General features: G+C 71.9%; 20 protein-coding genes. 16 read left to right on the top strand and 4 right to left on the bottom strand.

The window, feature by feature from the left end; genetic code table 11:
• Positions 1-16: 16 nt before the first annotated feature.
• On the bottom strand, positions 17-943 hold the full coding sequence (locus OU416_RS31505) for a zinc-binding dehydrogenase (RefSeq protein WP_270930692.1): 927 nt from the start codon (positions 941-943) through the stop codon (positions 17-19).
• A 77-nt stretch (positions 944-1,020) separates the two neighbouring features.
• Here OU416_RS31505 and OU416_RS31500 point away from each other — a divergent pair, with 77 nt between their 5' ends.
• Positions 1,021-1,656, top strand: a complete 636-nt coding sequence (locus tag OU416_RS31500) for a TetR/AcrR family transcriptional regulator (RefSeq protein ID WP_270930691.1) — start codon at positions 1,021-1,023, stop codon at positions 1,654-1,656.
• On the opposite strand, the gene OU416_RS31495 is transcribed toward OU416_RS31500, so the two are convergent.
• Entirely contained in the window at positions 1,648-2,502 is an 855-nt protein-coding gene (locus tag OU416_RS31495; RefSeq protein ID WP_270930690.1) for a helix-turn-helix domain-containing protein, read from the bottom strand. The genes OU416_RS31500 and OU416_RS31495 overlap by 9 nt on opposite strands.
• Before the next feature lie 101 nt (positions 2,503-2,603).
• Here OU416_RS31495 and OU416_RS31490 point away from each other — a divergent pair, with 101 nt between their 5' ends.
• From OU416_RS31490 to OU416_RS31465, 6 genes are all read left to right on the top strand, one after another.
• Positions 2,604-3,149 (top strand): YceI family protein, encoded by a 546-nt coding sequence (locus OU416_RS31490; protein WP_270930689.1) that lies wholly within the window; start codon positions 2,604-2,606, stop codon positions 3,147-3,149.
• A gap of 296 nt (positions 3,150-3,445) precedes the next feature.
• Positions 3,446-3,922 (top strand): hypothetical protein, encoded by a 477-nt coding sequence (locus OU416_RS31485; protein ID WP_270930688.1) that lies wholly within the window; start codon positions 3,446-3,448, stop codon positions 3,920-3,922.
• A gap of 454 nt (positions 3,923-4,376) precedes the next feature.
• Positions 4,377-4,922 carry a M23 family metallopeptidase gene (locus OU416_RS31480; protein WP_270930687.1) on the top strand — a complete coding sequence of 182 codons (546 nt, stop codon included), beginning with the start codon at positions 4,377-4,379 and terminating at the stop codon, positions 4,920-4,922.
• A 258-nt stretch (positions 4,923-5,180) separates the two neighbouring features.
• Entirely contained in the window at positions 5,181-5,993 is an 813-nt protein-coding gene (locus tag OU416_RS31475) for a DUF4231 domain-containing protein (RefSeq protein ID WP_270930686.1), read from the top strand.
• A 164-nt stretch (positions 5,994-6,157) separates the two neighbouring features.
• The gene (locus OU416_RS31470; protein WP_270930685.1) at positions 6,158-6,868 is read left to right on the top strand and encodes a hypothetical protein; all 711 of its coding nucleotides are present in this window, start codon (positions 6,158-6,160) and stop codon (positions 6,866-6,868) included.
• Positions 6,869-7,216: 348 nt separating this feature from the next.
• Entirely contained in the window at positions 7,217-7,459 is a 243-nt protein-coding gene (locus OU416_RS31465; protein WP_270930684.1) for a hypothetical protein, read from the top strand.
• A gap of 122 nt (positions 7,460-7,581) precedes the next feature.
• Here OU416_RS31465 and OU416_RS31460 read toward each other — a convergent pair whose 3' ends face one another.
• Positions 7,582-8,070, bottom strand: coding sequence for an inorganic diphosphatase (locus OU416_RS31460; RefSeq protein WP_093156441.1), 489 nt, complete (start codon positions 8,068-8,070; stop codon positions 7,582-7,584).
• A gap of 146 nt (positions 8,071-8,216) precedes the next feature.
• Between OU416_RS31460 and dacB the strand changes: the two genes are divergently transcribed.
• The 9 genes from dacB (at position 8,217) to folK (ending at position 19,962) form a co-directional block, all read left to right on the top strand.
• Positions 8,217-11,729 carry a D-alanyl-D-alanine carboxypeptidase/D-alanyl-D-alanine endopeptidase gene (gene dacB, locus OU416_RS31455; protein ID WP_270930683.1) on the top strand — a complete coding sequence of 1,171 codons (3,513 nt, stop codon included), beginning with the start codon at positions 8,217-8,219 and terminating at the stop codon, positions 11,727-11,729.
• A gap of 54 nt (positions 11,730-11,783) precedes the next feature.
• Positions 11,784-12,896, top strand: coding sequence for a zinc-dependent metalloprotease (locus OU416_RS31450; RefSeq protein ID WP_270930682.1), 1,113 nt, complete (start codon positions 11,784-11,786; stop codon positions 12,894-12,896).
• Positions 12,897-13,090: 194 nt separating this feature from the next.
• Entirely contained in the window at positions 13,091-14,077 is a 987-nt protein-coding gene (gene tilS, locus OU416_RS31445; protein ID WP_270930681.1) for a tRNA lysidine(34) synthetase TilS, read from the top strand.
• Between the two features lie 69 nt (positions 14,078-14,146).
• Positions 14,147-14,701 carry a hypoxanthine phosphoribosyltransferase gene (gene hpt / locus OU416_RS31440; protein WP_270930746.1) on the top strand — a complete coding sequence of 185 codons (555 nt, stop codon included), beginning with the start codon at positions 14,147-14,149 and terminating at the stop codon, positions 14,699-14,701.
• 441 nt (positions 14,702-15,142) lie between these two features.
• Complete coding sequence (gene ftsH / locus OU416_RS31435; protein WP_270930680.1) at positions 15,143-17,479, top strand: ATP-dependent zinc metalloprotease FtsH; 2,337 nt, start codon at positions 15,143-15,145, stop codon at positions 17,477-17,479.
• A 69-nt stretch (positions 17,480-17,548) separates the two neighbouring features.
• Complete coding sequence (gene folE / locus OU416_RS31430; RefSeq protein WP_270930745.1) at positions 17,549-18,163, top strand: GTP cyclohydrolase I FolE; 615 nt, start codon at positions 17,549-17,551, stop codon at positions 18,161-18,163.
• Positions 18,163-19,011 carry a dihydropteroate synthase gene (folP, locus tag OU416_RS31425; protein WP_270930679.1) on the top strand — a complete coding sequence of 283 codons (849 nt, stop codon included), beginning with the start codon at positions 18,163-18,165 and terminating at the stop codon, positions 19,009-19,011. Before folE ends, folP begins: the two co-directional genes overlap by 1 nt.
• Positions 19,004-19,384, top strand: a complete 381-nt coding sequence (gene folB, locus OU416_RS31420) for a dihydroneopterin aldolase (RefSeq protein WP_270930678.1) — start codon at positions 19,004-19,006, stop codon at positions 19,382-19,384. The genes folP and folB overlap by 8 nt, the downstream gene beginning before the upstream one ends.
• Before the next feature lie 83 nt (positions 19,385-19,467).
• The gene (folK, locus tag OU416_RS31415) at positions 19,468-19,962 is read left to right on the top strand and encodes a 2-amino-4-hydroxy-6-hydroxymethyldihydropteridine diphosphokinase (RefSeq protein ID WP_270930677.1); all 495 of its coding nucleotides are present in this window, start codon (positions 19,468-19,470) and stop codon (positions 19,960-19,962) included.
• Between the two features lies 1 nt (position 19,963).
• Here folK and OU416_RS31410 read toward each other — a convergent pair whose 3' ends face one another.
• Entirely contained in the window at positions 19,964-23,080 is a 3,117-nt protein-coding gene (locus OU416_RS31410) for a tetratricopeptide repeat protein (protein ID WP_270930676.1), read from the bottom strand.
• Positions 23,081-23,113 lie beyond the last annotated feature (33 nt).

Below are 23,113 nucleotides of genomic sequence, written 5' to 3'. Positions count from 1 at the left end.
CGGGCGATTCTCGGAGTCAGGCGATGTCCAGGACCGCCTTGCCGTGCAGGGTTCGGCCGAGGAGCGACTCGATCGCCTCCGGGGCGCGGTCCCAGGAACCGCGCCAGGAGATCTGCGGGTCGAGGTCGCCCGCCGCGACCCGTTCCGCCAGCCAGGTCAGGTCCGGGGCGAGGTTCTGGCAGCCGAGCAGGAAGAACGTGGCGATCGTGCGGTTGTGCCTGCCTTCGTTGCCGTACATGGCGCCGTGCGGGAAGTGCTCGCCCTCGGCCGTGGAATGCCCGATCGCGACCAGCGTGCCGTTCTCGGCGAGCCGGTCGTGGGCCGCGACCAGCTGGGGGCCGCCGACCATGTCGAGCACGCCGTCCACGATGCCGGATTCGGACGGTTCGGAGACCACTCGGTGCGCGCCGAGCGCGTGCAGGCTCTCCGCGTGCGCGGCCGGGTTCCCGGTCGACGCGGTGATGTGCGCGCCGCCCATCTTGGCGAGCTGCACGGCGTAGCGGCCCGTTCCGCCGGTGGCGCCGGTGATCAGCAGCTTCTTGCCGAGGATCGGGCCGACGCGGTGCAGCGCGCGCAAGGCCGTGGCTCCGGCCACCGGGATCGTGCTGATGGCGCCGAGGTCCGCTTCCGGCGGCACGATGCCGATCAGGTCGGTGTCCACGGCGCGGTACTCGGCCCAGCCGCCGTCCGCGGCGAGCGTGATGACCGGTGTTCCCGCAGCCGGGCCGGAGCCGTCGGCGGCAGGGCGCTCGATCACGCCTGCCGCGTCCCAGCCGAGCACGGTTCCCTCCGGGGCCTGCTCGATGCCCACCTTGACCTCGCCGTAGTTGAGGGAGGTCGCGGCCACCCTGACCAGGGCTTGGTTCGGCGCGGGCTCGGGCATCGGGGCTTCGCCGAGGCGGAGTCCGCTGGGGGTGGAGCGGTCGACGAGGAGTGCGCGCACGGGAACCTCCGGAGAGAAAATGTTACTGAGTGCCGAAAGTTTATGAGTCACGTTCGGTGTGCGGTAAACTGTTTGTGATGAGCACCTCACCACCCGCCTCGCTGCGCGAGCGCAAGAAGCAGCGCACCCGGCAGGCCTTGATCGACACCGCGCTGGCGAAGTTCGCCGAGCAGGGCTTCGACGGCACCACGCTCGACGAGCTGTGCGAGGCGGTCGAGGTCTCGAAGACCACGTTCTTCCGCTACTTCGGCGGCAAGGAGGACGTGGCGCTGGCCCCGGTCGAGGACATGTGGACGGCCTTCGTCGCGGACCTCGGATCGCGCGAGCCCGGCAGCCGCTCCCTGGTCGAAGTGCTGCAGGAGACCCTGCTCAGCGCGTTGTCCGGGATGCCCGGCGAGGACTGGGCGCACCGGCTGCTGCTGAGCAGGCGGATCGCCGCCGGGATGCCGTCCATCGACGCGCACGGCAAGCAGTTCTGCGAGCGGACCACCAACGAGGCCGTCGACGTGCTGCGGGCGCGGTTCGACCTGTCCGACCAGGTCGACCTGCGCGCGCGGCTGGCCATGGACCTGGCGATCGCCGCGTTCCACCGCGCACTCGAACTGTGGTTGCAGCGCGAGGGCGCGCACACCCGCGACGAGCTCGCCGACTGCGTCCGAGAGGTGTTCGCCGCCGTCCCCGGCGTGCTGGAGGTTTCGGTCAGCTCAGCCTGAGACGGCGCGCAGCGCTCCGGGGTGGCGGCCGTTGAGGCGGTCGAGCGCCAGGGCGGTCACGTCGTCGCCCGGGACGTAGACGACCAGGCGCTGGGAGTCCAGGTCGGCCAGGTCCATGATCTCGAAGTCCAGCAGCAGCTCGCCGACCTCCGGGTGCACCCACCGCTCCTTCCCGGAGCGCAGCGCCGGGGTGGGCGACCTGCGGAACCGGTCGGTGAACTCGGCGCCGACCGCGGACAGCTCCGCGACCAGCTGCATCGAGTGCGGGTCCTGCTCGTGGGAGCCGAGCTTGAGGTGGTTGGCCTGCGCGTCCGCGAGCAGCGGCCAGTCCGGGTGCGCGTCGCGGGCGCGGGGATCGGTGAACAGGTAGCGCGGCAGGTTCGGCGGCTCGCCGTCCAGGACGCCGAGCGGGCCCGCCAGCCGCTGGTAGCCGGCGGTGCGGGCGAGCACGTCGCCGATGCGGTTGATCACCAGCGCGGGGCTCGGTTCGAGGCGGTCGAGTACCGCTCGCACGCCCGGCCGCACCTGCTGCACCGGCGGTTCGGCCACGCTCGGGCACAGCGCGGACGGCTTGTTGTGGCCGAGGATCACCCACAGCTGCTCGCGGTCGGACACCGACAGCTGCAGCGCTCCGACCAGCGCGGACAGCACCTCCGCCGACGGGTGGCGGTCGCGGCCCTGCTCGAGCCTGGTCAGGTACTCGACGCTGATCCCGGCCAGCATGGCCAGCTCGGACCGCCGCAACCCGGGCGTGCGCCGCCGCTGCCCGGTGGGCAGCCCCACGTCCGCGGGCTGCACCGCTTCGCGGCGGGCCCGCAGGAAGTCGCCGAACTGGTTCTCGCGCACGGCTCGAACCTAGCGCGTCCTGCTGGGCGGAGGGTGTCCCTGGGAGGACCAGTCTCCGCGCGGTCTCCCCGGCGCCGGGCCGGAGCAGCAGTGTTTCCGGCATGACCACTCGAACCAATGCACTCCCGCTCATCGCCGGCCGCTGGGCGCTCGACTCGTTGCACTCCTCGGTCGGCTTCGCGATCCGGCACCTCGGGGTGTCGAAGGTGCGCGGCCGGTTCACCGCGTTCGACGCCGAACTCGTCGTCGGGGAGTCGCTGGCGGACAGCGCGATCACCGCGACCGTCGAGCTCGCCTCCATCGACACCGGCAACGCCGACCGCGATGCGCACGTGCTCGCCAATGACATGCTCGACGTCGAGAAGCGCCCCACCATGTCCTTCCGCTCCACCGGCATCCGCGGCGACGGCGAGGACTGGACCCTCGACGGCGAGCTCACCATCGGCGAGGTGACCCGGCAGATCAGCTTCGCCGTGGAGTTCGGCGGCGTCGAGGACGTCTTCGACGGCAGCAGGCACGCCGGGTTCGAGGCGACCGGGCAGATCCGGCGCAGCGACTTCGGCATCGGCTTCGGCGCGGGCGAGGCGATCCTGGGCGACGTCGTCAAGATCCAGCTCGACGTCCAGTTCGTCGAACCGGCGGAGTGACGCTCTCACCACTGCTATCGGTTCCGCCGTTGCTGGTCAGGTGCCGTGAGCGTTTTGTGGTGTTATAGCCCCACAAAACGCTCACGGTCACTGTGCAGGCGGAACGTCCCCGGCTCGGCTGAAGTTCTGGTGCAGGTGCGTGCGTATCGTGGTGGCACCGGCTTCGGGAGGGGAACGTGTCGCAGCGCCGCTACTGCGCCGATGATGCCGATCAGTGGGCAGGGTGGTCGTACTACGGGGCCGCTCATCGGTACGACGTTCACGGCACGTCCGAGGCGGCTTCCTCCTGTGCGCGGGTGATGGATCAGCTCGAAGCCGCCGGCGATGAGGTGCGGTTGCGCGAACTCGGTTTCGGGGACGGCGATCGGTGCGCCTTCATCCGGTTGATCGAGATCCTGGTGGACGGGGATCGCCTCGACGACCTGCGGATCTTGGCGCGGGACGGTGACGGTCGCGCGTTCACGACGTTGATGGAGCTGCTGTTCCGCACCGATCGCGTCGACCAGCTGCGCGCCGAGGCCGATGAGTTCCCGAGCGCCCGGTTGTGGCTGGCGCAGCTGCACCTCCGCCGGGGTGAGGTCGATGCCGGGCTCGCGGAGCTGGCGGCCGCGGAGCTCGATCCCGAGCTCGGGTGGAGCGCTCACTCCGAGCGGATCGCTCAGCTGCTCCGGTTCGGCAGGGTGGCGGACGTCCGCGCGATGGCCGAGGCCGGGGACCGGGTCGCCGGCAGGCGGCTGCGGCGGTTCGAGCGGGAGAGTGATCGCTCGCAGTAGCAGCCGCCTTGCTTAGTCACTCGTTCGAGTGGAACCGGCGGATATCGCGCGCTCACGTGATCGACTGCTGGAGCGGGCCGGAGCAGTTAGCTCGATCCGGTGAGTTTCGGCGAGGCAGCGGGGTGAATCCGGGTTCTCGCGTCCGGTCGGCACCGTCCGTGAGGAGTGGAACGGTCTTCGGATTCCGGGCCGGTCCGGTTCACCGATAATCGCGACCACTGTGGACTCTCGGTGTTCGCGGCGCTTTCTTGTGGCGGACTTCCGGAGTCGTCCGGACGAGTCCCGGAAAACGGAGTGGGTCATGCCATCGGGCCATTCCGGAATGCACCGCCGGAGCTCCTCGGCTGGAATCTCCCCGGGCTGCCCCGCGCCGGATCGAAACGGAATTCGGCGCCAGCGCCAATTCAGCCCGGCCACCGCCCGGTGCGGCGGATGGCGGGAGGAGTGGAATCCGATGGCAATTCCAGAGAGGACCGCGCTCGGCGGTCTCACCGTCCTGTTCGCGGTCAGCGTCGGCGGTGTCGCCACCGACCTGTCCGCCGCCGTCCCCGCGCCCGCCGCGCGCACCGCCCCCGCGGCGTACTTCGCTGCTCCGCGGCCTGCGCCGGACGAGGAGTGGGTGGCGCCGACCGAGGGCGAGATCAGCAGCGGCTTCGGCGAGCGGTGGGGATCGGTGCACCACGGCGTCGACGTGGCCAACGAGGTGGGAACGCCGATCCGGGCCGCTTCGGCGGGAGTCGTCATCGATTTCGGCCCGGCGAGCGGATACGGCCTGTGGATCAGGATCGAGCACCCGCACGACGTCATTTCCACCTACGGCCACATCGACGCCGGATTCGTGGCGGTCGGGCAATCCGTGCGGGCCGGTGAGGTGATCGCGACGATGGGCGATCGCGGCGAATCCACCGGACCGCACCTGCACTTCCAGCTGGACGTCGCGGGCGTGCCCGTCGATCCGGTGCGGTTCTACGCCGAGCGCGACGCCGAATTGCTCGGCTGATCCGCCGGACCCGGTTGCGCGGTGCGCGGCGGGCGCTGCCACAGTGGCAGGCCCGGAGCCGGTCGCGCCGCCGGAGATCGCGCCACCCGCTGTTATCACTGCGGAGTATCGCGCGGCGATCGACCTGCGAGCCCAGCGGCGATCACCCGGCGCAGCCGGAAGTGGTCCGGAAGGCCGAAGATTCCATCACCCTCCTGGCCGATTGTCGTGGTGCTCCGGGAGCTACTTCGATCGCATCAACGCGCTGGAAGGATAGTGATGGAGCGAGTGGACACAGCCGGCATCGTCGGCGGCGGGGTGCTCTCCGGAGAGCACCGGCCCGCGGACTGGGACCGACGGATCGCCGAGCGTTCCGAGCAGCTCTACCGCAACCGGATGGTCCAGCGGTTGCTGCTGCTCTGGGCCGTGCCCGGAAACCTGCTGCTGGTCGTGCTCGGAGTGGTCGCGCTGGCGTTATGGGGCATCGCCGCCCCGGCCGCGGTGGTGTTCGCGCTGGCGGTCGCCTCGGCCGCGGTGTCGGCGAAGTTCGTCTACCGGCAGCACTTTAGGGTTCGCGCGGTGGAGTCAGAACTGCGTGCGCTGGAGCACGGCTACCGCGAGCACCTGCTGGACGAACTGGGCGACGGGGATCTGCTGGCCGCGCACAAGCGCTACCGCGCGCAGCTCCCCGAGCTGATCGAGCGCTACCGCGGCGAGGCCCGGCGCGACCGGTGGAAGGACAACGCCCTGCAGACCGTGGTGGTGGGCGGTTCGATAGTGGCCGCCGCGGTGACCGCGACCGCCATGTCCGTTGTGGACGTTCGCTGGGTGGCGGCGGTGCTGAGCCTGCTGGTCGCGGTGGCCGCGGCCTTCGCCGGGTACGCCAAGTACCGGGATCGCGCGCAGGCGTTGCGGCAGACCGCGGACGCCCTGGAGCGGGAGTACGAATCGGTGGAGCTGCGGGTCGGCCGGTACCGCCGGTTCGACGGCGAGCGCGAGGCGTACGCGGAGTTCGCCGATGCGGTGGACGCGCTGCGGGCCGAGCAGGTGCGGCGGTTGCCGTCGGCAGCGACCGACGCGCCCGGCCAGTAGTCGCGGTCACGCCATATCGCTCGAAAGTGGGGCACTTGAACGGTGATTCGGTCACTCGGTGTTTACATTTCCCACTTGCGTGATCGCTGAATAGTGGAGGTTGATCCTTCCGTAATCTCCGCCGCGGACACAGGAAGTCGGCCTGTGCAGAGAGGAGCATTGCGATGAAGCGCACCCTTACGGCCGCGGCCGCAGTTCTGGTCAGCGGTGCCGGTGCCGTTGGCTTCGCCGGCGCCGCGAACGCCGAAACCCCGCAGCTGCCCGCCGAACTGCCCACGGACAACAACCTCGCGCAGACCGCGTTCCACGCCGCGGGCACGCTGCACTCCGCGCAGCAGACCGTCGGCGACGTGGTTCCGCTGGGCAAGCAGCTCTCCGGTCGCAGCGGCGACCAGGTCGGCGGCCTCGCCGGTGGCGCCCTGGCCGGGCTGACGCAGGGCGACGTGGTCGGCAACCTCGCGGGCAAGACCCTCGGCGGCCTGCCGGTCGGCAACGTCGTCCCGGCCGGGCAGACCCTGCCCGCGGGCCGCAGCGGCGTGGACCAGATGCTGCCGACCGGCGTCGCCCCGACGCTGGACCAGCTCCAGCCGAGCGGCCCGCAGACCAAGCCCGCGCAGCTGCCCGCGCAGGACGTGAACGTGGTCGGCGAGACCGTCAACGGCGTGGTCGGCACGACCCCGCTGGGCCGCACCGGCGACCTGCTGGGCGCCGCTGAAGGCATCACCGGCGTGGCCAGCGACCTGACCGGTGGCCTGCCGCAGGCCGTGCCGGTCGGCCGCGCGACCCCGGACGTCCTCCCGGCCGGTACCGGCGAGAAGGTCAACGACCTGCTCGCCCACGGCCCGCTCGGCGGCGTCAACCAGCTCGGCAGCTGATCCACCGCGGCGGACCGGGCGCCTCCGCCCGCGCCGGAACGCCCGCAGTGCCCAGGGCGGCCCCGAAACCCGCGCTGCCCGATCGGCGGGCGCGGTGTCGGACCGGCCGACGCCGGTAGCACCCCCGAGCGAAGACTCGATGGCCCTCGCGACCCCGCGAGGGCCATCGCCGCTTCCTGGCTGTCCACAGTGGATCAGACGTGGCGCTTTGCCGGAAATGCCCCGGAATTCGGGTATTCGACTGGGCTGAACGCGTGAACCGGCGCTGGGCCGAACGGGTGGAGTGCTGCCGGGCGGCATCATGACCCGGCTGCTCGCGCATTTCCCTCCGCGACGGGAGGGAACGCGATGTTGTGGTCGATGGCAGTGGTCGCGGTGGGGCTGGTGCTCGCCGTGCCCGGAGCCCGCAGGTACCTGCTCCGGCGCCGGGCGGTGGCCCGGGCGCGGACCGAACTGGCCTGGTTCTACCAGCGGCGCCCGGAGCGCGAGCGGTTCACGCCGGGCAGCGGGAAGCACGCTTCGACGGTTCCGGTGGTGGTGCTGCGCCGGGTCGACGGCACGCCGCTCGGGCAGGTGCCGAGGCCGCGCTGAGAGGGATTCCACAGAGTTGTCCACAGGCGGGACGAGTTATCCCCAGGGTTGTGGACAACCTCGGGGCAAAACAAAGCCCTCCCTCGCGCGAAGCGGGGAGGGCTCGTTTTGCGGGCCGGGTTTCAGTGACCCTGCTCCTTGAGCCGCTCGTACGAGCGCTTGATCTCCTCTTCGGCCTCCGTGCGGCCGACCCAGGTCGCGCCTTCCACGCTCTTGCCCGGTTCCAGGTCCTTGTACACCTCGAAGAAGTGCTGGATCTCCAGCCGGTAGAACTCGGAGAGGTGGTGGATGTCGCGGAGGTGCTCCTGGCGCGGGTCGTCCGAGGGCACGCAGATGACCTTGTCGTCGCCGCCCTTCTCGTCCCGCATCCGGAACATGCCGATGGCGCGCGACTTGATCAGGCAGCCCGGGAAGGTCGGCTCCTGGACCAGCACCAGCGCGTCCAACGGGTCGCCGTCCTCGCCGAGGGTGTCCTCGATGAACCCGTAGTCGGCCGGGTACTGGGTGGCGGTGAACAGCGTGCGGTCGAGGCGGATCCGCCCCGTCTCGTGGTCCACCTCGTACTTGTTCCGGTTCCCCTTGGGGATCTCGATCGTGACGTCGAAGTCCACGCGGTTCCTCACTCGTCTTGCGTCGGATGCAGCCGCCCGCTCCGGTGCGCGGCCACGTCTAGTGTGGACCACGGCAGCGCACCGAGCCCCACCGCAGTGCGGGAGCTCGCAATCTGGCAGGCTGGCGATCCGTCGAGGAGGAGCACGTGCCCGAACCCCAGAACAACCGGGGTGAGGTGGCCGAAACCGGCGCTCGGGCGTCGTCGTCGGACAACGAGAGCCCAAGCCCAACCGCTGCGTCATCGCCGAACCGACCTGCGGAAGCCCCCGCCCCGGAGGCGTCGGACACCACCCCACCAGAACCCGATCGCACCGCGGAAGCCGCCGAGCAGGCGGACGGAGCTGAGACGAAGCGCACAGCCGCGGTGTCGAAGCGCGTGTCGGGTGCGCTGGCCGAGCCGGAGGCGGAAACGACCCGGCTCCAGACCGTCGAGGCCGAGCGGGAGACCACCCGGTTGCAGACCGTCGGGGACGAGCCCGAGACCGCTCGGTCGCAGACCGCCGAGCGCGAGGACGCGAGCGCCTCGAAGCGCGTCGCGGGCAACCTCCCGGACGCCGAGGACGAGGCTGCGGAGCCCGCCGACGCGGAAGCTCCCGCCGAGCCGACCGATGGCGAAGCGGCGGACGGCGCTGGTCAGGGTGCTGCCGAGGAATCGGAGAGCGACTCCGCGGAGCAGGGGACTCCGGAAGACCCGGAGCCTGCCGATCAGGACGGCGCCGCCGACTCGGCGGAAGAGCCGAGCCCGGCCGAATCCGCTGATCAGGGCGAGGACGAGCCCGCCGAAGCCCCGGCTTCCGCTGCCGACCAGGACGACAGCGCTGAGGGCCGCACGGTGACCGGGCGCGTCACCGGCACCGTCGATGTCGGCGGTGCGGAACCGGAGCGCGCCGAGGAGCCGCCGCAGGCCGCCGTGGAGTCTGGTGACGCTGCGGAGTCTGGTGATGCTGCGGTCTCCGGTGACGCTGCGGGGTCCGGTGACGCTGCGGACTCTGGCGATGAACCGGCACCCGATGCCGCTCCCGAAGAGGAGCAGCCCGCCGAGAGCTCCGAGGCCGCCGACGACGAGTCGGCGACCGACGATGGCGCTGCGGCGAGCGATGTTTCTGCTGGTGAGCAGCCCGACGCAGAGGCTTCGCCGGGCAGCGCCGTCGATCAGCCGGACGCCGATGAGGCCGACTCGACGAGCGATGAGTCGGCGACCGACGCGGAAGCCGTCGAGCAGCCGGACGCTGCTGAGGAGAGCGTCGCCGAAGCCGCGACGAGCATTGATTCCGCTGGTGAGCAGGCGGACGGTGTCGCCGAGAGCGCTGCTGACGAGCCCTCGGCAGAGAAGGCCGACGAGCAGGCTCCGCCGGAGGACGCGAGCGAGCAGGACGTCGACGAGAAGTCGGACGCCGCTGCCGACGACGCGGCCGAGACCGTTTCGGTGAGCGTTGTTCCCGCTGATGAGAAGCCTGCCGAGCAGGCGCCGTCGGACAGCGCCGATGAGCAGCCGGTGTCCTGGCCCGCCGACGACGCGGCTCCGGCGGAGGAAGCCGCCGAGGAGCCGGAGCCGGACGACGATGCGGAGGACGGCCCGACCGGGCCCGTCGTCCCGCCGCCGACCGCTGTCGAGCAGACCCAGCAGTTCAAGCCGATCACCGACGCGCCGCCACCGGCCGCCGTCGAGCAGACGCAGACGATCGGCCGCGTCGAGGCCGCCGAGGTCGAGCGGGTCGACAGCACGCAGCAGATGCCGCGGGTTCCCGCCGCCCCCGAGGAGCGGCCTGCCGAGAGCACCCAGCTGATCGCCAAGGTGCCCGCCGAGACCGAGGTGGAGCGCACCACCCGGCTCGAGCTCTCCGACCTCGCCGAGCTGCGGAAACCCGCCGATCCGGGCCCGGCGACGCAGCGCATCCCGGTGGTGCCGCCGGTCGCGCCCGCCGAGCGGACCCAGCAGTTCGCCCGCCCGGACTTCAGCGCCCCGCGCCCGGCGTCACCGGCCGACTTCGCCGGTCTGGCGGCCCCGGCCGCGTCGCCGGGGGAGGCCGCCGGGCTGGACGCGCCGACCGCGTCGCCAGGCGATTTCCCCGGCTTGTCCGCGCCGACCGCGTCGCCCGACGACTTCGCCGGGCTCACCGCGCCGCACGCCAAACCGCCGCAGGGCCCTCCTCCGGTGGCCGCACCGGAGGACTTCGCCGGATTGCGGGCGCAGCCCGCGCGCATCGAGCCGCCGCACGCGGCCACCTCGGATGACTTCGCCGGGCGGGCTCAGCCGCAGCACGTCGGGCAGGCGCAGCCCGCCGCGCCGGCGAAGCGGAGCCGCAAGGGGCTCATCGCCGTCGCCGCGGCGGTCGTCGTGCTGCTCGCCGCGGGCATCGGCTTCGGGCCGCAGCTGCTGATGCAGGCGCAGATCGAGGATCCGCCGCCGCCCGTCCGGCTCGACCCGTCGATCAAGCCGCTGGCCCAGGACGCGCCGCAGCCCACGCCGTCCGGGGTCGAGGCGGTCCTGGCCGGCCCGCTGAGCAACCCCGCGCTGGGCACCCTCGCCGGGACCGTGCGGGACGCCCGGACCGGGCAGGTGCTGTGGTCGCAGACCCCGGACCAGGCCCTGCTCCCGGCGTCGACCGGCAAGCTGCTCGCCATGAGCGCAGCGCTGCTCGTCCTCGACCACGACCAGCGGCTGACCACCAAGGTGGTGCGCGGCAACGAGCCGGGCAGCGTCGTCCTGGTCGGCGGCGGTGACGTGACGCTGTCCACGCTGCCGCCCGGCAAGGAGTCGGTGTACCCGGGAGCCGCCCGGTTCGACGACCTGATCCAGCAGGTGCGGGAGGCGACCGGCGGGAACGTGACCTCGGTGCAGCTCGACACCGGCCGCTACCAGGCGCCGAAGCTGGCGAAGGGCTGGCTGCCGGGCGACGTGCGCGCCGGGATGATGGCGCCGATGGAGCCGGTGATGCTCAACGGCGGCCGCGACGACCCGACCCAGGAGTACAGCCCGCGGACCGAGCAGCCCGCGCGGCAGGCCGCGCAGCGGCTCGCCGACGCTTTCGGCGCGACGGTGGGCGGGGAGGTCTCGGCGCCGGGCAACGGGGAGGTCCTCGGCCAGGTGCAGTCGCCGACGGTGCAGGAGATGGTCGACATCGCGATGCTGCACTCGGACAACATGCTCGCCGAGGTGCTCGCGCACGAGGTGGCCATCGCGACCGGTCACTTCCCGTCGTTCGAGGGCTCGTGGCAGGCCGTGCGCAAGGTGCTGGCCGACCACGGCTTCGACGTCAGCGGCACCGAGATGGCTGACGGCAGCGGGCTGTCGGTCGACGACCGGGCCACGCCCAAGCTGCTCGCGGAACTGCTGACCACGGCGACCACGGAGGCCAGCCCGGAGGGCGGGCTGCCGCCGCAGGCGGCGAAGCTGCGGGGCCTGCTGACCGGCCTGCCGGTGGCGGGCGGCAGCGGCAGCCTGCAGGGGCGCTACGGCAGCAGCGACGGCCGCGGCTGGGTGCGGGCGAAGACCGGCACGCTGACCGGCGTCAACAGCCTGGCGGGCACGGTCGTGACGAAGGACGGCAGGCTGCTGGTGTTCGCGCTGATGTCCAACGGTTCGGGCACGCCGGACGAGGGCCGCAAGGCGCTGGACGCCGTCACCGGAGCGCTGCACAGCTGCGGTTGCCGCTGAGCGCCGCCGCCGAGTTCGGCGACAGGGCACCGGGCAGCGGGTACGGTCGGTCGTGTGAACGCCCGACCTTCCACCCTGCCGACGCCGGGCGCGGCGGGGGAGCACCGGCCGCTGGACTGGAACGTCGCCGTCGCCACCGCGGTCCGGCTGATGAAGCCGGGCCCCGAGGTGCCGCGAGCGGAGGCTGAGCGGGCGGTTCGCGCGCTGCGGCGGTTCAGCGTCGACGCCGAGAGCCACGTGCGCGAGGTGACCGGCCTCGGCCAGGAGCTGCCGATCATCGCGGGCGACGTCGTGGACCGGCCGGCCTGGGTGCACGGCGCGGCGCACGGCCTGGCCGCCCTGACCGACGCCGCGCTGTCCTCGGCCGATGCCCGGATGCAGCGCGTCGACGACCTGTTCACCGGGCTGAGCTCGCGCAGCGCCGGGGTGCAGGCCGGGCTCGTGCTCGCCTACCTCGGCGGCAAGGTGCTGGGGCAGTTCGACCCGTACGGCGAGTCCGGCGTGGCCGGGCAGCGCGGCAAGCTGCTGCTGGTCGCGCCGAACATCGTCGCGGCCCAGCGCTCTCTCGGCGTGCCCGCCGACGACTTCTCGATGTGGGTCTGCCTGCACGAATCCACGCACCGCCTGCAGTTCAACGCGGTGCCGTGGCTGCGCGAGCACTTCGCCGAGAGCCTCGGCATCCTGCTCGCGGAGATGGAGGGCACCACCGGTGAGCTGCTGAGCAGGCTGCCGACGGTCCTGCGGGAAGCCCGCGCGGCCCGCTCCGGCGACTCCAGCCCGGGCATGCTCGGCGTGATCGAACTGCTGCAGACGCCCCAACAGCGCCTCGCGCTGGACCGCATCATCGCCATCTCCACCCTCCTGGAGGGCCACGCGGACCACGTGATGGACGCGGTGGGCCCGCGAGTGGTGCCGAGCGTGGCGACGATCCGCAGCCGCTTCACCGAACGCCGCAAGGGCGGCGGCCTCCTCGACCGAATCCTGCGCAGCCTCCTCGGCGTGGACGCGAAGATCCGCCAGTACGCCCAGGGCGCGGCCTTCACCCGCCACGTCGTCGACCAGGTAGGCATGACCGGCTTCAACGCCATCTGGACCTCCCCCGACCACCTGCCCACCCGCGCCGAGATCTCCACCCCCGACACCTGGATCCGCCGCATCCACGGCTGACCCCGGTGAAGGGCACCTTTTAGCAAGTAACTTGCTAAAAGGTGCCCCTCACCATTTCCGCCACCCCGATCGATACCGGGGTGAAGGGCACCTTTCGCCAAGTTTGTTGGTGAAAGGTGCCCTTCACTCCTCGCTCGAACGTGTGAGCGCGGATGCTGTGCGTCGGGGCTTCCGGGTGGCGGGAGAATGGCGGCGTGCCGCCGCCTCCCGCCGTCAGCGCCGTCCGCGGCGCCGTCCGGCGCTTGCTCGGCTCCGCCGAGGCCGCGCCGTTCCGGGGCGCTCCGCTGGTCGTCGCGTGCTCCGGCGGCGCGGACTCGCTGGCGCTCGCCGCTGCCGCCTCGCACGCTGCCCGGCACGCCGGCGTCGCGCTGCGCGCTGTCGTGGTGGATCACGGGCTCCAGGTCGGCTCCGCCGACGTCGCCGCTCGCGCGGCCCAGCAGCTCGCCGGGCTCGGCGCCGTTGCCGAGGTGGTGAGAGTGCAGGTCGGGGGAGTCGGGGGGCCTGAGGCCGCCGCGCGTCGCGCGCGGTACCGGGTGCTGCGCGAGAAGTGCCCGCCCGGTTCGCTCGTCCTGCTCGGGCACACCCTCGACGACCAGGCCGAAACCGTGCTGCTCGGGTTGGGGCGCGGTTCGGGGGCGCGGTCGATCTCGGGGATGCGGCCGGTGGATCCGCCGTGGGCGCGGCCGTTCCTGGGCGTGCGGCGGGAGACCACCGAGGCCGCTTGCCGGGAGCTCGGGATCGAGCCCTGGCGGGATCCGCACAACGCCGATGCCCGGTTCACCCGTGTGCGGTTGCGCACAGAAGTTCTTCCGCTGATGGAAGCCGTCCTGCAAGGTGGCGTTCACGAGGCGTTGGCCCGGACCGCGCAGCAGCTGCGGGAGGACGCCGACGCGCTGGACGCGCTGGCCGCCGCCGAGCGCCGCCGGGTGGCGGCCGGTGATGGGCTGGATGCCTTGGCGCTGAAGGAGATTCCGGCCGCGCTGCGGCGCCGGGTGGTGAAGGCGTGGCTGCTCGACCGGGGCGTGCCGGAGCTGACCGATGCGCACCTGCGAGCCGCCGATGCGCTGGTGTCGGACTGGCGCGGGCAGGGCGGGCCGAGCTTGCCGGGTGACTTTGTGCTTTTCCGCGCGCATGGCACGCTTCAAGTCGAAGGGGCGGGTCGCAAGCCGCCGAATGGCTGACGGGCGACGCGCTTGTTCGACACCGGGGCGGGCAGCACCGGAGATCCGACGACGAGGGGAAGCCGGGCCGTGTACGACGGCGACATCGCTTCTGTGCTCATCAGCGAGCAGCAGATCAAGGACAAGGTCACCGAGTTGGCCAAGCAGGTCGACGAGGACTACCAGCAGGCCGGGGGGGATCTGCTGCTGGTGGGCGTGCTCAAGGGCGCGGTGATGTTCATGACCGACTTCGCGCGGGCCCTGCCGCAGCCCGCCCAGCTGGAGTTCATGGCGGTCAGCTCGTACGGCTCGTCGACCTCCTCCTCCGGGGTGGTGCGGATCCTGAAGGACCTGGACCGCGACATCGCGGGCAGGCACGTGCTGATCGTCGAGGACATCATCGACTCCGGGCTGACGCTGTCCTGGCTGTTGAAGAACCTCAGCTCGCGCAACCCCGCCTCGCTGGAGGTGTGCACGCTGCTGCGCAAGCCGGACGCGGTGCAGGTCGACGTGCCGGTGCGCTACGTCGGCTTCGACATCCCGAACGAGTTCGTGGTCGGCTACGGCCTGGACTACGCCGAGCGCTACCGTGACCTCCCTTACATCGGCACGCTCGATCCGAAGGTCTACACGTCGGGCGTCTGACGCCTGCGCAGGAGCCTGTTGGTGGTTGTTTTGCGTGGGTGGTTGCTTAGCGGAACCTGAGAGGCTCCCTGGACTGCGGGTGCCCCTCCTGATGTATGACCGAATACACGGCGGAGGGGCCGTCCTCGCCAGGAAGCCTCTCAGAACCCGCGGGTGGTTACGTTGCGTAGCCGCTCAAAGCGGCTGCCGCCGCTTGCACAAGCGCGGACGGCATTCGCCGACGGGCTGTTGGGCGTGCCCGGTTCGACCCTCCTGCCCCGCGCGGGCGGGTCGACCGGATACGCTGTTCAACCTGTGTCGGGTTCGGCGTGGTCGGGCCCGCACATCGGCCGGTACGCTGGTCTGAAGGGGTTGACGGCGACGATGAAGTGTGTCTGCCGAGCAGCCGTCGCCCGAAGTGACAGTCAGGGAGGGTCGAGGCCGCCCGTCGGCCGCAAGTGAATGGACCGAAAGCGCCTGCTCCGCAATCCGCTGCTGTGGATCCTCATCGCTTTTCTGTTGATCTTGTCCTTCAACGTGCTCTTCGACGAGACGCGCGCCTACCGCGAAGTCTCCACGTCGCAGGCGCTCGAGCAGATCGCTCAGGGCAAGGTCAAGGAAGCGACCATCGAGGACAAGGAGCAGCGGGTCCGGCTGACCCTTAATGACGGCCAGAACTTCGATGGCAGCAACCAGCTGATCGCGCAGTACCCCGCGGGGGCCACCGACAAGGTGGTCGACGAGATCCGCAACGCGCACGTGCCGGTGTGGAACACCAAGGTCTCCCAGGACTCGTTCTGGGTGCAGATGCTGTTCTACCTGGTGCCCATCGGCCTGCTCGTGCTGCTGCTGATGTGGATGATGAACAACGTCCAGGGCGGCGGGAACCGCGTCCTGAACTTCGGCAAGTCCAAGGCCAAGCAGCTCACCAAGGACATGCCCAAGACGCTGTTCACCGACGTCGCCGGCGCCGATGAGGCCGTCGAGGAACTGCACGAGATCAAGGACTTCCTGCAGAACCCCGGCCGCTACCAGGCGCTGGGCGCGAAGATCCCGAAGGGCGTGCTGCTCTACGGCCCGCCCGGCACCGGTAAGACGCTGCTCGCGCGCGCGGTCGCCGGTGAGGCCGGAGTGCCGTTCTACTCCATCTCCGGTTCCGACTTCGTCGAGATGTTCGTCGGTGTCGGCGCCTCCCGGGTGCGCGATCTGTTCGAGCAGGCCAAGCAGAACGCGCCCTGCATCATCTTCGTCGACGAGATCGACGCGGTCGGCCGCCAGCGCGGCGCCGGCCTCGGTGGCGGGCACGACGAGCGGGAGCAGACCCTCAACCAGCTGCTGGTCGAGATGGACGGCTTCGACTCGCGCGGCGGCATCATCCTGATCGCCGCCACCAACCGCCCGGACATCCTGGACCCGGCGCTGCTGCGCCCGGGCCGCTTCGACCGGCAGATCCCGGTGTCCGCGCCGGACCTGCGCGGCCGCCGCGCGATCCTGGGCGTGCACTCCAAGGGCAAGCCGCTGGCCCAGGACGTCGACATGGACAGCCTGGCCAAGCGCACCGTCGGCTTCTCCGGCGCCGACCTGGAGAACGTGGTCAACGAGGCCGCGCTGCTCACCGCGCGCGAGAACGGCCAGCTGATCACCGCCGCGGCCATGGAGGAAGCGGTCGACCGGGTGGTCGGCGGCCCGCGCCGCAAGAGCAAGATCATCTCGGAGCGGGACAAGAAGATCACCGCCTACCACGAGGGCGGGCACGCGCTCGCCGCGTGGGCGATGCCCGACCTGGAGCCGGTCTACAAGCTGACGATCCTGCCGCGCGGTCGCACCGGCGGGCACGCCCTCGTCGTCCCCGAGGACGACAAGGAGATGATGACCCGCTCGGAGATGATCGGCCGGCTGGTGTTCGCGCTGGGCGGCCGCTCCGCGGAGGAGCTGATCTTCCACGAGCCCACCACCGGTGCCTCCAGCGACATCGAGCAGGCCACCAAGATCGCCCGCGCGATGGTCACCGAGTACGGCATGACCGCCCGCCTGGGCGCGGTGAAGTACGGCAAGGAGGAGGGCGACCCGTTCCTGGGCCGCACCGCCGGCCAGCAGCCGAACTACTCGCTCGAGGTCGCGCACGAGATCGACGAGGAGGTGCGTCGCCTCATCGAGGCCGCGCACACCGAGGCGTGGGAGGTGCTCAGCACCTACCGCGACGTGCTCGACGAGCTGGTGCTGGAGCTGCTGGACAAGGAGACGCTGAACCGCAAGGACCTGGAGCGGATCTTCGCCAGCGTGGAGAAGCGCCCCCGGATCACCGCGTTCAACGACTTCGGTGGCCGCACGCCCTCGGACAAGCCGCCGATCAAGACCCGCGGCGAGCTGGCCAAGGAGCGCGGCGAGCCGTGGCCGCCGGTCAAGGAGGAGCCGACCCCGGCGCCCGCCGCACCGGTGAACCAGAACGGCGCCCCGCCGGCCCTGGGCCAGCAGGAGCCGACGCCGGCCGGTGCCGGTGCCAACCAGGGCACGGTGCAGATCCAGCAGCCGCAGCCCGGCCAGTACGGCCAGCCGCCGCAGGCGGTGCCGCCGAACTACGGCGCGCCGCCCGGGTGGACCCCGGCGACCACGCCGTCGGGCTCGTCCAACTACTCCGGTGGCCAGCAGTACAACTGGACGCCGTCCTGGGAGCGCGGGCCGCAGCAGGCCGAGCACCCGGCGACGCCGGAGTCCGGCGAGCAGCAGGCCGAGCAGGCCCCGCGCCAGGAGGGCTCGGACCCGGCTCAGGAGAACGGCAGCGGCAACCAGAGCCGCTGATACCGGCTCGCCGCACGGCGATCCGGTCAGTGGAGGAACGAAGAATTGACCAGTTCGGTCGACGAGCCGATCGGGGCGGGAGGCGACTCCCGTCCCGACGGCTCTTTTCACGCGCCCCAGTTCGACCACGCGCGCGCCGAGGCAGCGGTGCGCGAGCTGCTGCTCGCCGCCGGTGAGGACCCGGACCGGGACGGCCTGCGCGACACGCCCGCCCGCGTGGCCCGCGCCTACCAGGAGCTCTTCGCCGGGCTCTACCTCAACCCGGACGAGGTCCTGGACAAGACCTTCGACGAGGCCCACGAGGAGCTCGTCCTGGTCCGCGACATCCCGGTGTACTCGCAGTGCGAACACCACCTGCTGCCCTTCCACGGGTACGCGCACGTGGGGTACATCCCGAACGAGAAGGGGCGGGTGACCGGGCTGTCCAAGCTGGCCCGGCTGGTCGACCTCTACGCCAAGCGGCCGCAGGTGCAGGAGCGGTTGACCTCGCAGGTCGCCGACGCGCTGGTGCGCAGGCTGGAGCCGCGCGGGGTGATCGTGGTGATCGACGCCGAGCACCTGTGCATGGGCATGCGCGGGGTGCGCAAGGCCGGTTCCACCACCACGACGTCGGCGGTGCGCGGCCAGTTCCGCAGTTCGGCGTCCTCGCGCGCCGAGGCGTTGTCGCTGATCAGGGGACGCTGATGCATCCGCGGTTGCCGCAGCCCGAGCGGTGCGCGGTGATGGGCGTGCTGAACGTGACCCCGGATTCGTTCTCCGACGGCGGGCGCTACCTGGACCGCGACGCGGCCGTCGCGCACGGCGTGGAGATGCACCGGCTGGGCGCCGACATCATCGACGTCGGCGGCGAGTCGACGCGGCCCGGTTCGGAGCGCGTCGACGCCGGCACCGAGATCGGCCGGGTGCTGCCGGTGGTCCGCGAGCTGGTCGCGGCGGGCGTGCCGGTCAGCGTCGACACCACCCGCGCCGCGGTCGCCGCGGCCACCGCGGAGGCCGGGGCGGCGGTGATCAACGACGTCTCCGGCGGGCTGGCCGATCCGGACATGGCGCGCGTGGCGGCCGACACCGGGCTGCCGTGGGTGCTGATGCACTGGCGCGGCCACAGCAAGGACATGAACAGCCTCGCCGACTACTCCGACGTGGTCGCCGAGGTGCGCGACGAGCTGCTGCGGCAGGTCGACATCGCGCTGCGGGCCGGGGTGGCGGCGGAGGCCGTGGTGCTGGACCCGGGCCTGGGCTTCGCGAAGACCGGGCGGCACGACTGGCAGCTCCTGCAGCGGCTGGACGTCTTCGTCGAGCTGGGGTTCCCGGTGCTGGTCGGGGCTTCGCGCAAGCGCTTCCTGGGCCGGCTGCTGGCCGATGCCGAGGGAAGCCCGCGACCGCCCGCCGGGCGCGAGACGGCGACCGCGGTGGTCTCGGCGCTGGCCGCCGACCGCGGCGCGTGGGGCGTGCGGGTGCACGACGTTCGGCAATCGTTGGACGCCGTCGCGGTGACCGCCGCGTGGCGCAGCGGAGGGGAGTTCGGTGGCTGACCGGATCACGCTGACCGGCCTGAAGGTTCGCGGCAACCACGGCGTCTTCGACCACGAGAAGCGCGACGGGCAGGACTTCTTCGTCGACATCACGGTCTGGATCGACCTCGGCGAGGCCGCTTCCAGCGACGACCTGGCCAAGACGGTGCACTACGGCGAGCTGGCCGAGCGCGCGGCGGCGATCGTGGCCGGGCCGCCGAAGGACCTGATCGAGGCGGTGGCCGGCGAGATCGCCGACGACGTGATGACCGACGAGCGGGTGTACGCCACCGAGGTCACCATCCACAAGCCGAGCGCGCCGATCCCGCTGACCTTCGCCGACGTGGCGGTGACCATCCGCCGCTCCCGCCGCGGCGGCCGCGGCCAGTTCTAGGCAAAATCGCCCGGCCGTGCCGGGCACAGGCCGTGGTCGGTTTTAGGCAAAACTGCCCGGGGCACCGGGCGAGGAGGACGTTGATGAGCAGGGCAGTGCTTTCGCTGGGCTCGAACCTCGGGGACCGGCTCAGCTACCTGCGGATCGCCGTCGAGGGGTTCGCCGACGTGCTGGTGGCGGCTTCGCCGGTGTACGAGACGGCGCCGTGGGGCGTCACCGACCAGCCGGACTTCCTCAACGCGGTGCTGGTCGTGGAGTCGCCGGAGCTGGACGAGTGGGGCTGGCTGCGGCGCGGCCAGCAGCTGGAGCAGCAGGCGGAGCGGGTTCGCGAGCAGCGCTGGGGTCCGCGCACGCTGGACGTGGACGTGGTCAGCGTGGACGACGTCCGCAGCGAGGACCCGGAGCTCCTGCTCCCGCACCCGGGAACGCCGAGCCGCGCGACGGTGCTGATCCCGTGGCTGGCGATCGATCCGGACGCGGTGCTGCCCGGGCACGGCCGGGTTTCCGAGCTCCTCGACGCTCTGCCGCCGGGCGAGATCGCCGACGTGCACCTGCGCTCGGACCTCTCCCTCAGCTGACTCAGGATTCGGCGAGTTCAGCCAGTTCCTTCAGCGCTAGCTCCCGCTGGTGGCGTTCGCCGCGGCTGGTTGCCAGGCTCAGGGCCTTGTGCAGCAGCACGTTCGCCGCGGTGAGGTCGCCCACCTCGCGGTGCGCCGCGCCCAGGTCGATGAGCACTTCGCTCTCCGCCGCCGGGCCGCCCACCTTCGCCACCACGCGGCGCGCGGTCTGCAGGTTCGCGGTGGCTTCCGGGTAGCGGCCCAGTTCCCGGTAGACCTTGCCGATGCGGTGGCGGGCGTAGGCGACCTTCGGCGTCAGGCCGTGGCTCATCGCCAGCTCCAGCGCCTGGTCCAGGAAGTCCAGTGCCGCTTGGTGGTCTCCCAGGCGGCGGTGCGCGTCGCCGATGTCGGCCAGCGCGATGGACTGGCCGTCGATGTCGCCCGCCCGCCTGGACAGTTCGAGGCCGGTGTTCAGGCAGGTCAGCGCGTCGGGCAGGAATCCCTTCGCGGCCAGGGTGTTTCCGGTGCCGCTGTGCAGCACGCCCTGGCGGAACGGGTCGTCGCCGGTGCACAGCTCGGTGGCGTCGCGGAAGTGCTGTAGCGCTTCGTCGAACTCGCCCAGCCGGAAGCACGCGATGCCCAGCGATTCCAGCGTGCTCGTCTCCATCTCGCGGTCTCCGGCGCTGCGGTGGAACTCCAGCGCGCGGTACAGGTGCTCGCGGGCTTCCGCGCCGCGGCCGAGGTCGAGGTAGGTCGCGGCCAGGTCGGCCCTGGTGAGCGCCTCGCCGGTGGTGTCGTGGGCGGCGATCGCGGCGGCCAGAGCTGCTTCGTGCGCGCGCACCCAGTCGTGGTCGTGCCCGTAGCCGTAGAGGCGCAGGTACTCGCGCAGCGATCGGGTGAGCTGCCAGGCGTGCGTCGGCCAGCCGTGCGCCGCGGCGAGCCGCACCGCCGCGATCAGGCAGGCGCGTTCGGCGTCGAGCCACTGGCGTGCCGAGACCGGTGTTTCCAGTGCCGGGCGGTGCACGGGCTCGCTGCCGACCAGCGGCAGCGCGGGTTGGTGGGGTTGCAGGAGGCGGGTCGCGGCGGCCGTGCTGTGCAGGTAGAAGTCCAGCACGCGGGTGATCGCGGCGGAGCGCTGCGCTGCGGGGTCCTCGTCGCGGACGCGCCCGCGGCCGTACTCGGCGAGCAGGTCGTGCAGCCGGTAGCGGTCCTTGGTGACCACGGTGGCCAGGTGCTCGTCGACCAGGCGGTCCAGCAGGAAGCGGGCCTCACCGGCCGTGGTGCCGGCCAGCGCGGCCACCGAGTCGGCGGTGAACTCGTCGCCCGGGTGCAGGCCCAGCAGCCGGAACATCCGCCGCTCGACGGGGTCCAGGGCCTGGTAGGAGAGGTCGAAAACGCTGCGGAGGCGGCGGTTTCCGGCGACCAGCTCGTGCAGCCGGTCGTCGCACTCGGCCAGCCGTCCCGCCAGGTCTCGCACCGTCCACTTCGGACGCGCCTGTAATCGGCGCGCGGCCAGCGCCACCGCGAGCGGTAATCGGCCGCACAGCTCCACCAGGCTCCGCGCCGCCGAGGGGTCCACCTCGACGCGGTCGCGGCCGACCGCCTTGGTCAGCATGTCGCCCGCTTCGGCCGGGGTGAACACGTCCAGCGGCAGGGTGCGCGCGCCGTCCAGCGCCAGCGTGCCGCGGCTGGTGATCAGCACCATGTTCTCCGCGCCGGACGGCAGCAGCGGCGTGACCTGGTCCTCGGTGGCGGCGTTGTCCAGCAGCACCAGCGCCTTCTTGTCGAAGAGGCGGTCGCGGAACAGCATCATCCGCTCGTCGGCGCGGGACGGGATGTGGTCGTCGGGCACGCCGAGCAGCCGCAGGAAGGAGGCCAGCACCGCGGCCGGGTCGGCGGGCGGCTGGTCGGAGTGGCCGCGCAGGTCCACGTAGAGCTGGCAGTCGCTGAACCGGCCGTCGGCCAGCAGCCGGTGCGCGGCGTGCACCGCGAGCCGCGTCTTGCCGACGCCGCCCATGCCCTCGATCAGCACCACCTTCACCGCCGAGCCGCCGACGTGCGGCAGGTTCGCGCGCAGCGCGGCCAGCTCGGTCTCCCGGCCGGTGAACTCGCCGATGTCCGGCGGCAGCTGCCGGTGCGCGCTGACCGGGGTGAACTCCGGGCGCGGCACCTCCTGGCGCAGCACCCGCTGGTGCGCGGCGGTCAGCTCGGGCCCGGGATCGGCGCCCAGCTCGTCGGCGAGCCTGCGGCGCAGGGCGTCGAAGGTGGTGAGCGCGGCCGCTTGCTGGCCGCTGCCCGCCAGGGCGATCATCAGCGCGGCGTGCACGGCTTCGTGCAGCGGGTCGGCATCGGCGATGCGTTGCAGGTGCGGCAGGACTTCCTGGTGGCGGCCCAGTTCGGCCGCGACGGCGGCGTATTCCACCAGCACTGCGCGGAAGTCGCGGACGAGGGCCGTGATCAGCGGGTGTTCTTGCAGGCTGGCCAGGCCCTCCAGCGGCTCACCGCGCCACAGCGCCACGGCGTCGGCGAACAGCGCGCACGCTTCGGTGGCCTTGGGCGCCTGGCGGGCCGCGGTGACCAGTCGGCGGAACACCAGCAGGTCGTGCTGGCCCTCGGAGAGCACGAGCTGGTACCCGCCGCGGTCGGCGATCAGCACCGGTTCCTCCGCCTCGGCCTGCAACCTGCGCCGCAGCCGGGACACCCGGGACTGCAGCAGATCCGCCGAGCCCGCGGTGGATCGCTCGCCCCACACCGCCTCCACCAGGGCGTCCCGCGCCACCGGCTCGTTCGGCGAGAGCGCGAGCAGCCCGAGCAGCACGCGCTGGGTCTCCGATCCGGGATCCACCGCTTCGCCGCCCGCCGAGACCCGCAGCGGTCCGAGCACCTCGACGCGCAGGCCGCTGCCGTTCTCGCCGCCCGCCTCGCGGATCAGCGATTCGAGCTCGATCCGGGACAGCGCGAGGACTTCGCCCAACTGCCGCAACGTCGACACCCGCGGCCGGACCACCCGGCCCTGCTCCACATCGCGCAGTCCCGCGGCGCTCAGCCCGGCCTGCTCAGCGGCCTGGAGCTGGGTCAGCCCGGCCCGCTTCCGGAATCCGCGGACCAACCGCCCCAGCGTGCTCCCGGTCGTGCCCACAAGACCACCCCACATCGAAGATCGTTCAAGCGT

Origin of the sequence: Saccharopolyspora indica, assembly GCF_027853965.1 — a bacterium.
GTDB lineage: Bacteria > Actinomycetota > Actinomycetes > Mycobacteriales > Pseudonocardiaceae > Saccharopolyspora > Saccharopolyspora indica.
The sequence above is the reverse complement of the archived record's forward strand: the minus strand, read 5'-3'. Positions and strand labels throughout refer to the sequence as shown.

Excerpts from the sequence above, each read along its gene's own strand:
- OU416_RS31500 (WP_270930691.1), top strand. The coding sequence starts at position 1,021 with ATGAGCACCTCACCACCCGCCTCGCTGCGCGAGCGCAAGAAGCAGCGC.
- OU416_RS31470 (WP_270930685.1), top strand. The coding sequence starts at position 6,158 with ATGAAGCGCACCCTTACGGCCGCGGCCGCAGTTCTGGTCAGCGGTGCC.
- OU416_RS31490 (WP_270930689.1), top strand. The coding sequence starts at position 2,604 with ATGACCACTCGAACCAATGCACTCCCGCTCATCGCCGGCCGCTGGGCG.
- OU416_RS31480 (WP_270930687.1), top strand. The coding sequence starts at position 4,377 with ATGGCAATTCCAGAGAGGACCGCGCTCGGCGGTCTCACCGTCCTGTTC.
- folK (WP_270930677.1), top strand. The coding sequence starts at position 19,468 with ATGAGCAGGGCAGTGCTTTCGCTGGGCTCGAACCTCGGGGACCGGCTC.
- OU416_RS31475 (WP_270930686.1), top strand. The coding sequence starts at position 5,181 with ATGGAGCGAGTGGACACAGCCGGCATCGTCGGCGGCGGGGTGCTCTCC.
- ftsH (WP_270930680.1), top strand. The coding sequence starts at position 15,143 with ATGGACCGAAAGCGCCTGCTCCGCAATCCGCTGCTGTGGATCCTCATC.
- OU416_RS31465 (WP_270930684.1), top strand. The coding sequence starts at position 7,217 with ATGTTGTGGTCGATGGCAGTGGTCGCGGTGGGGCTGGTGCTCGCCGTG.
- folP (WP_270930679.1), top strand. The coding sequence starts at position 18,163 with ATGCATCCGCGGTTGCCGCAGCCCGAGCGGTGCGCGGTGATGGGCGTG.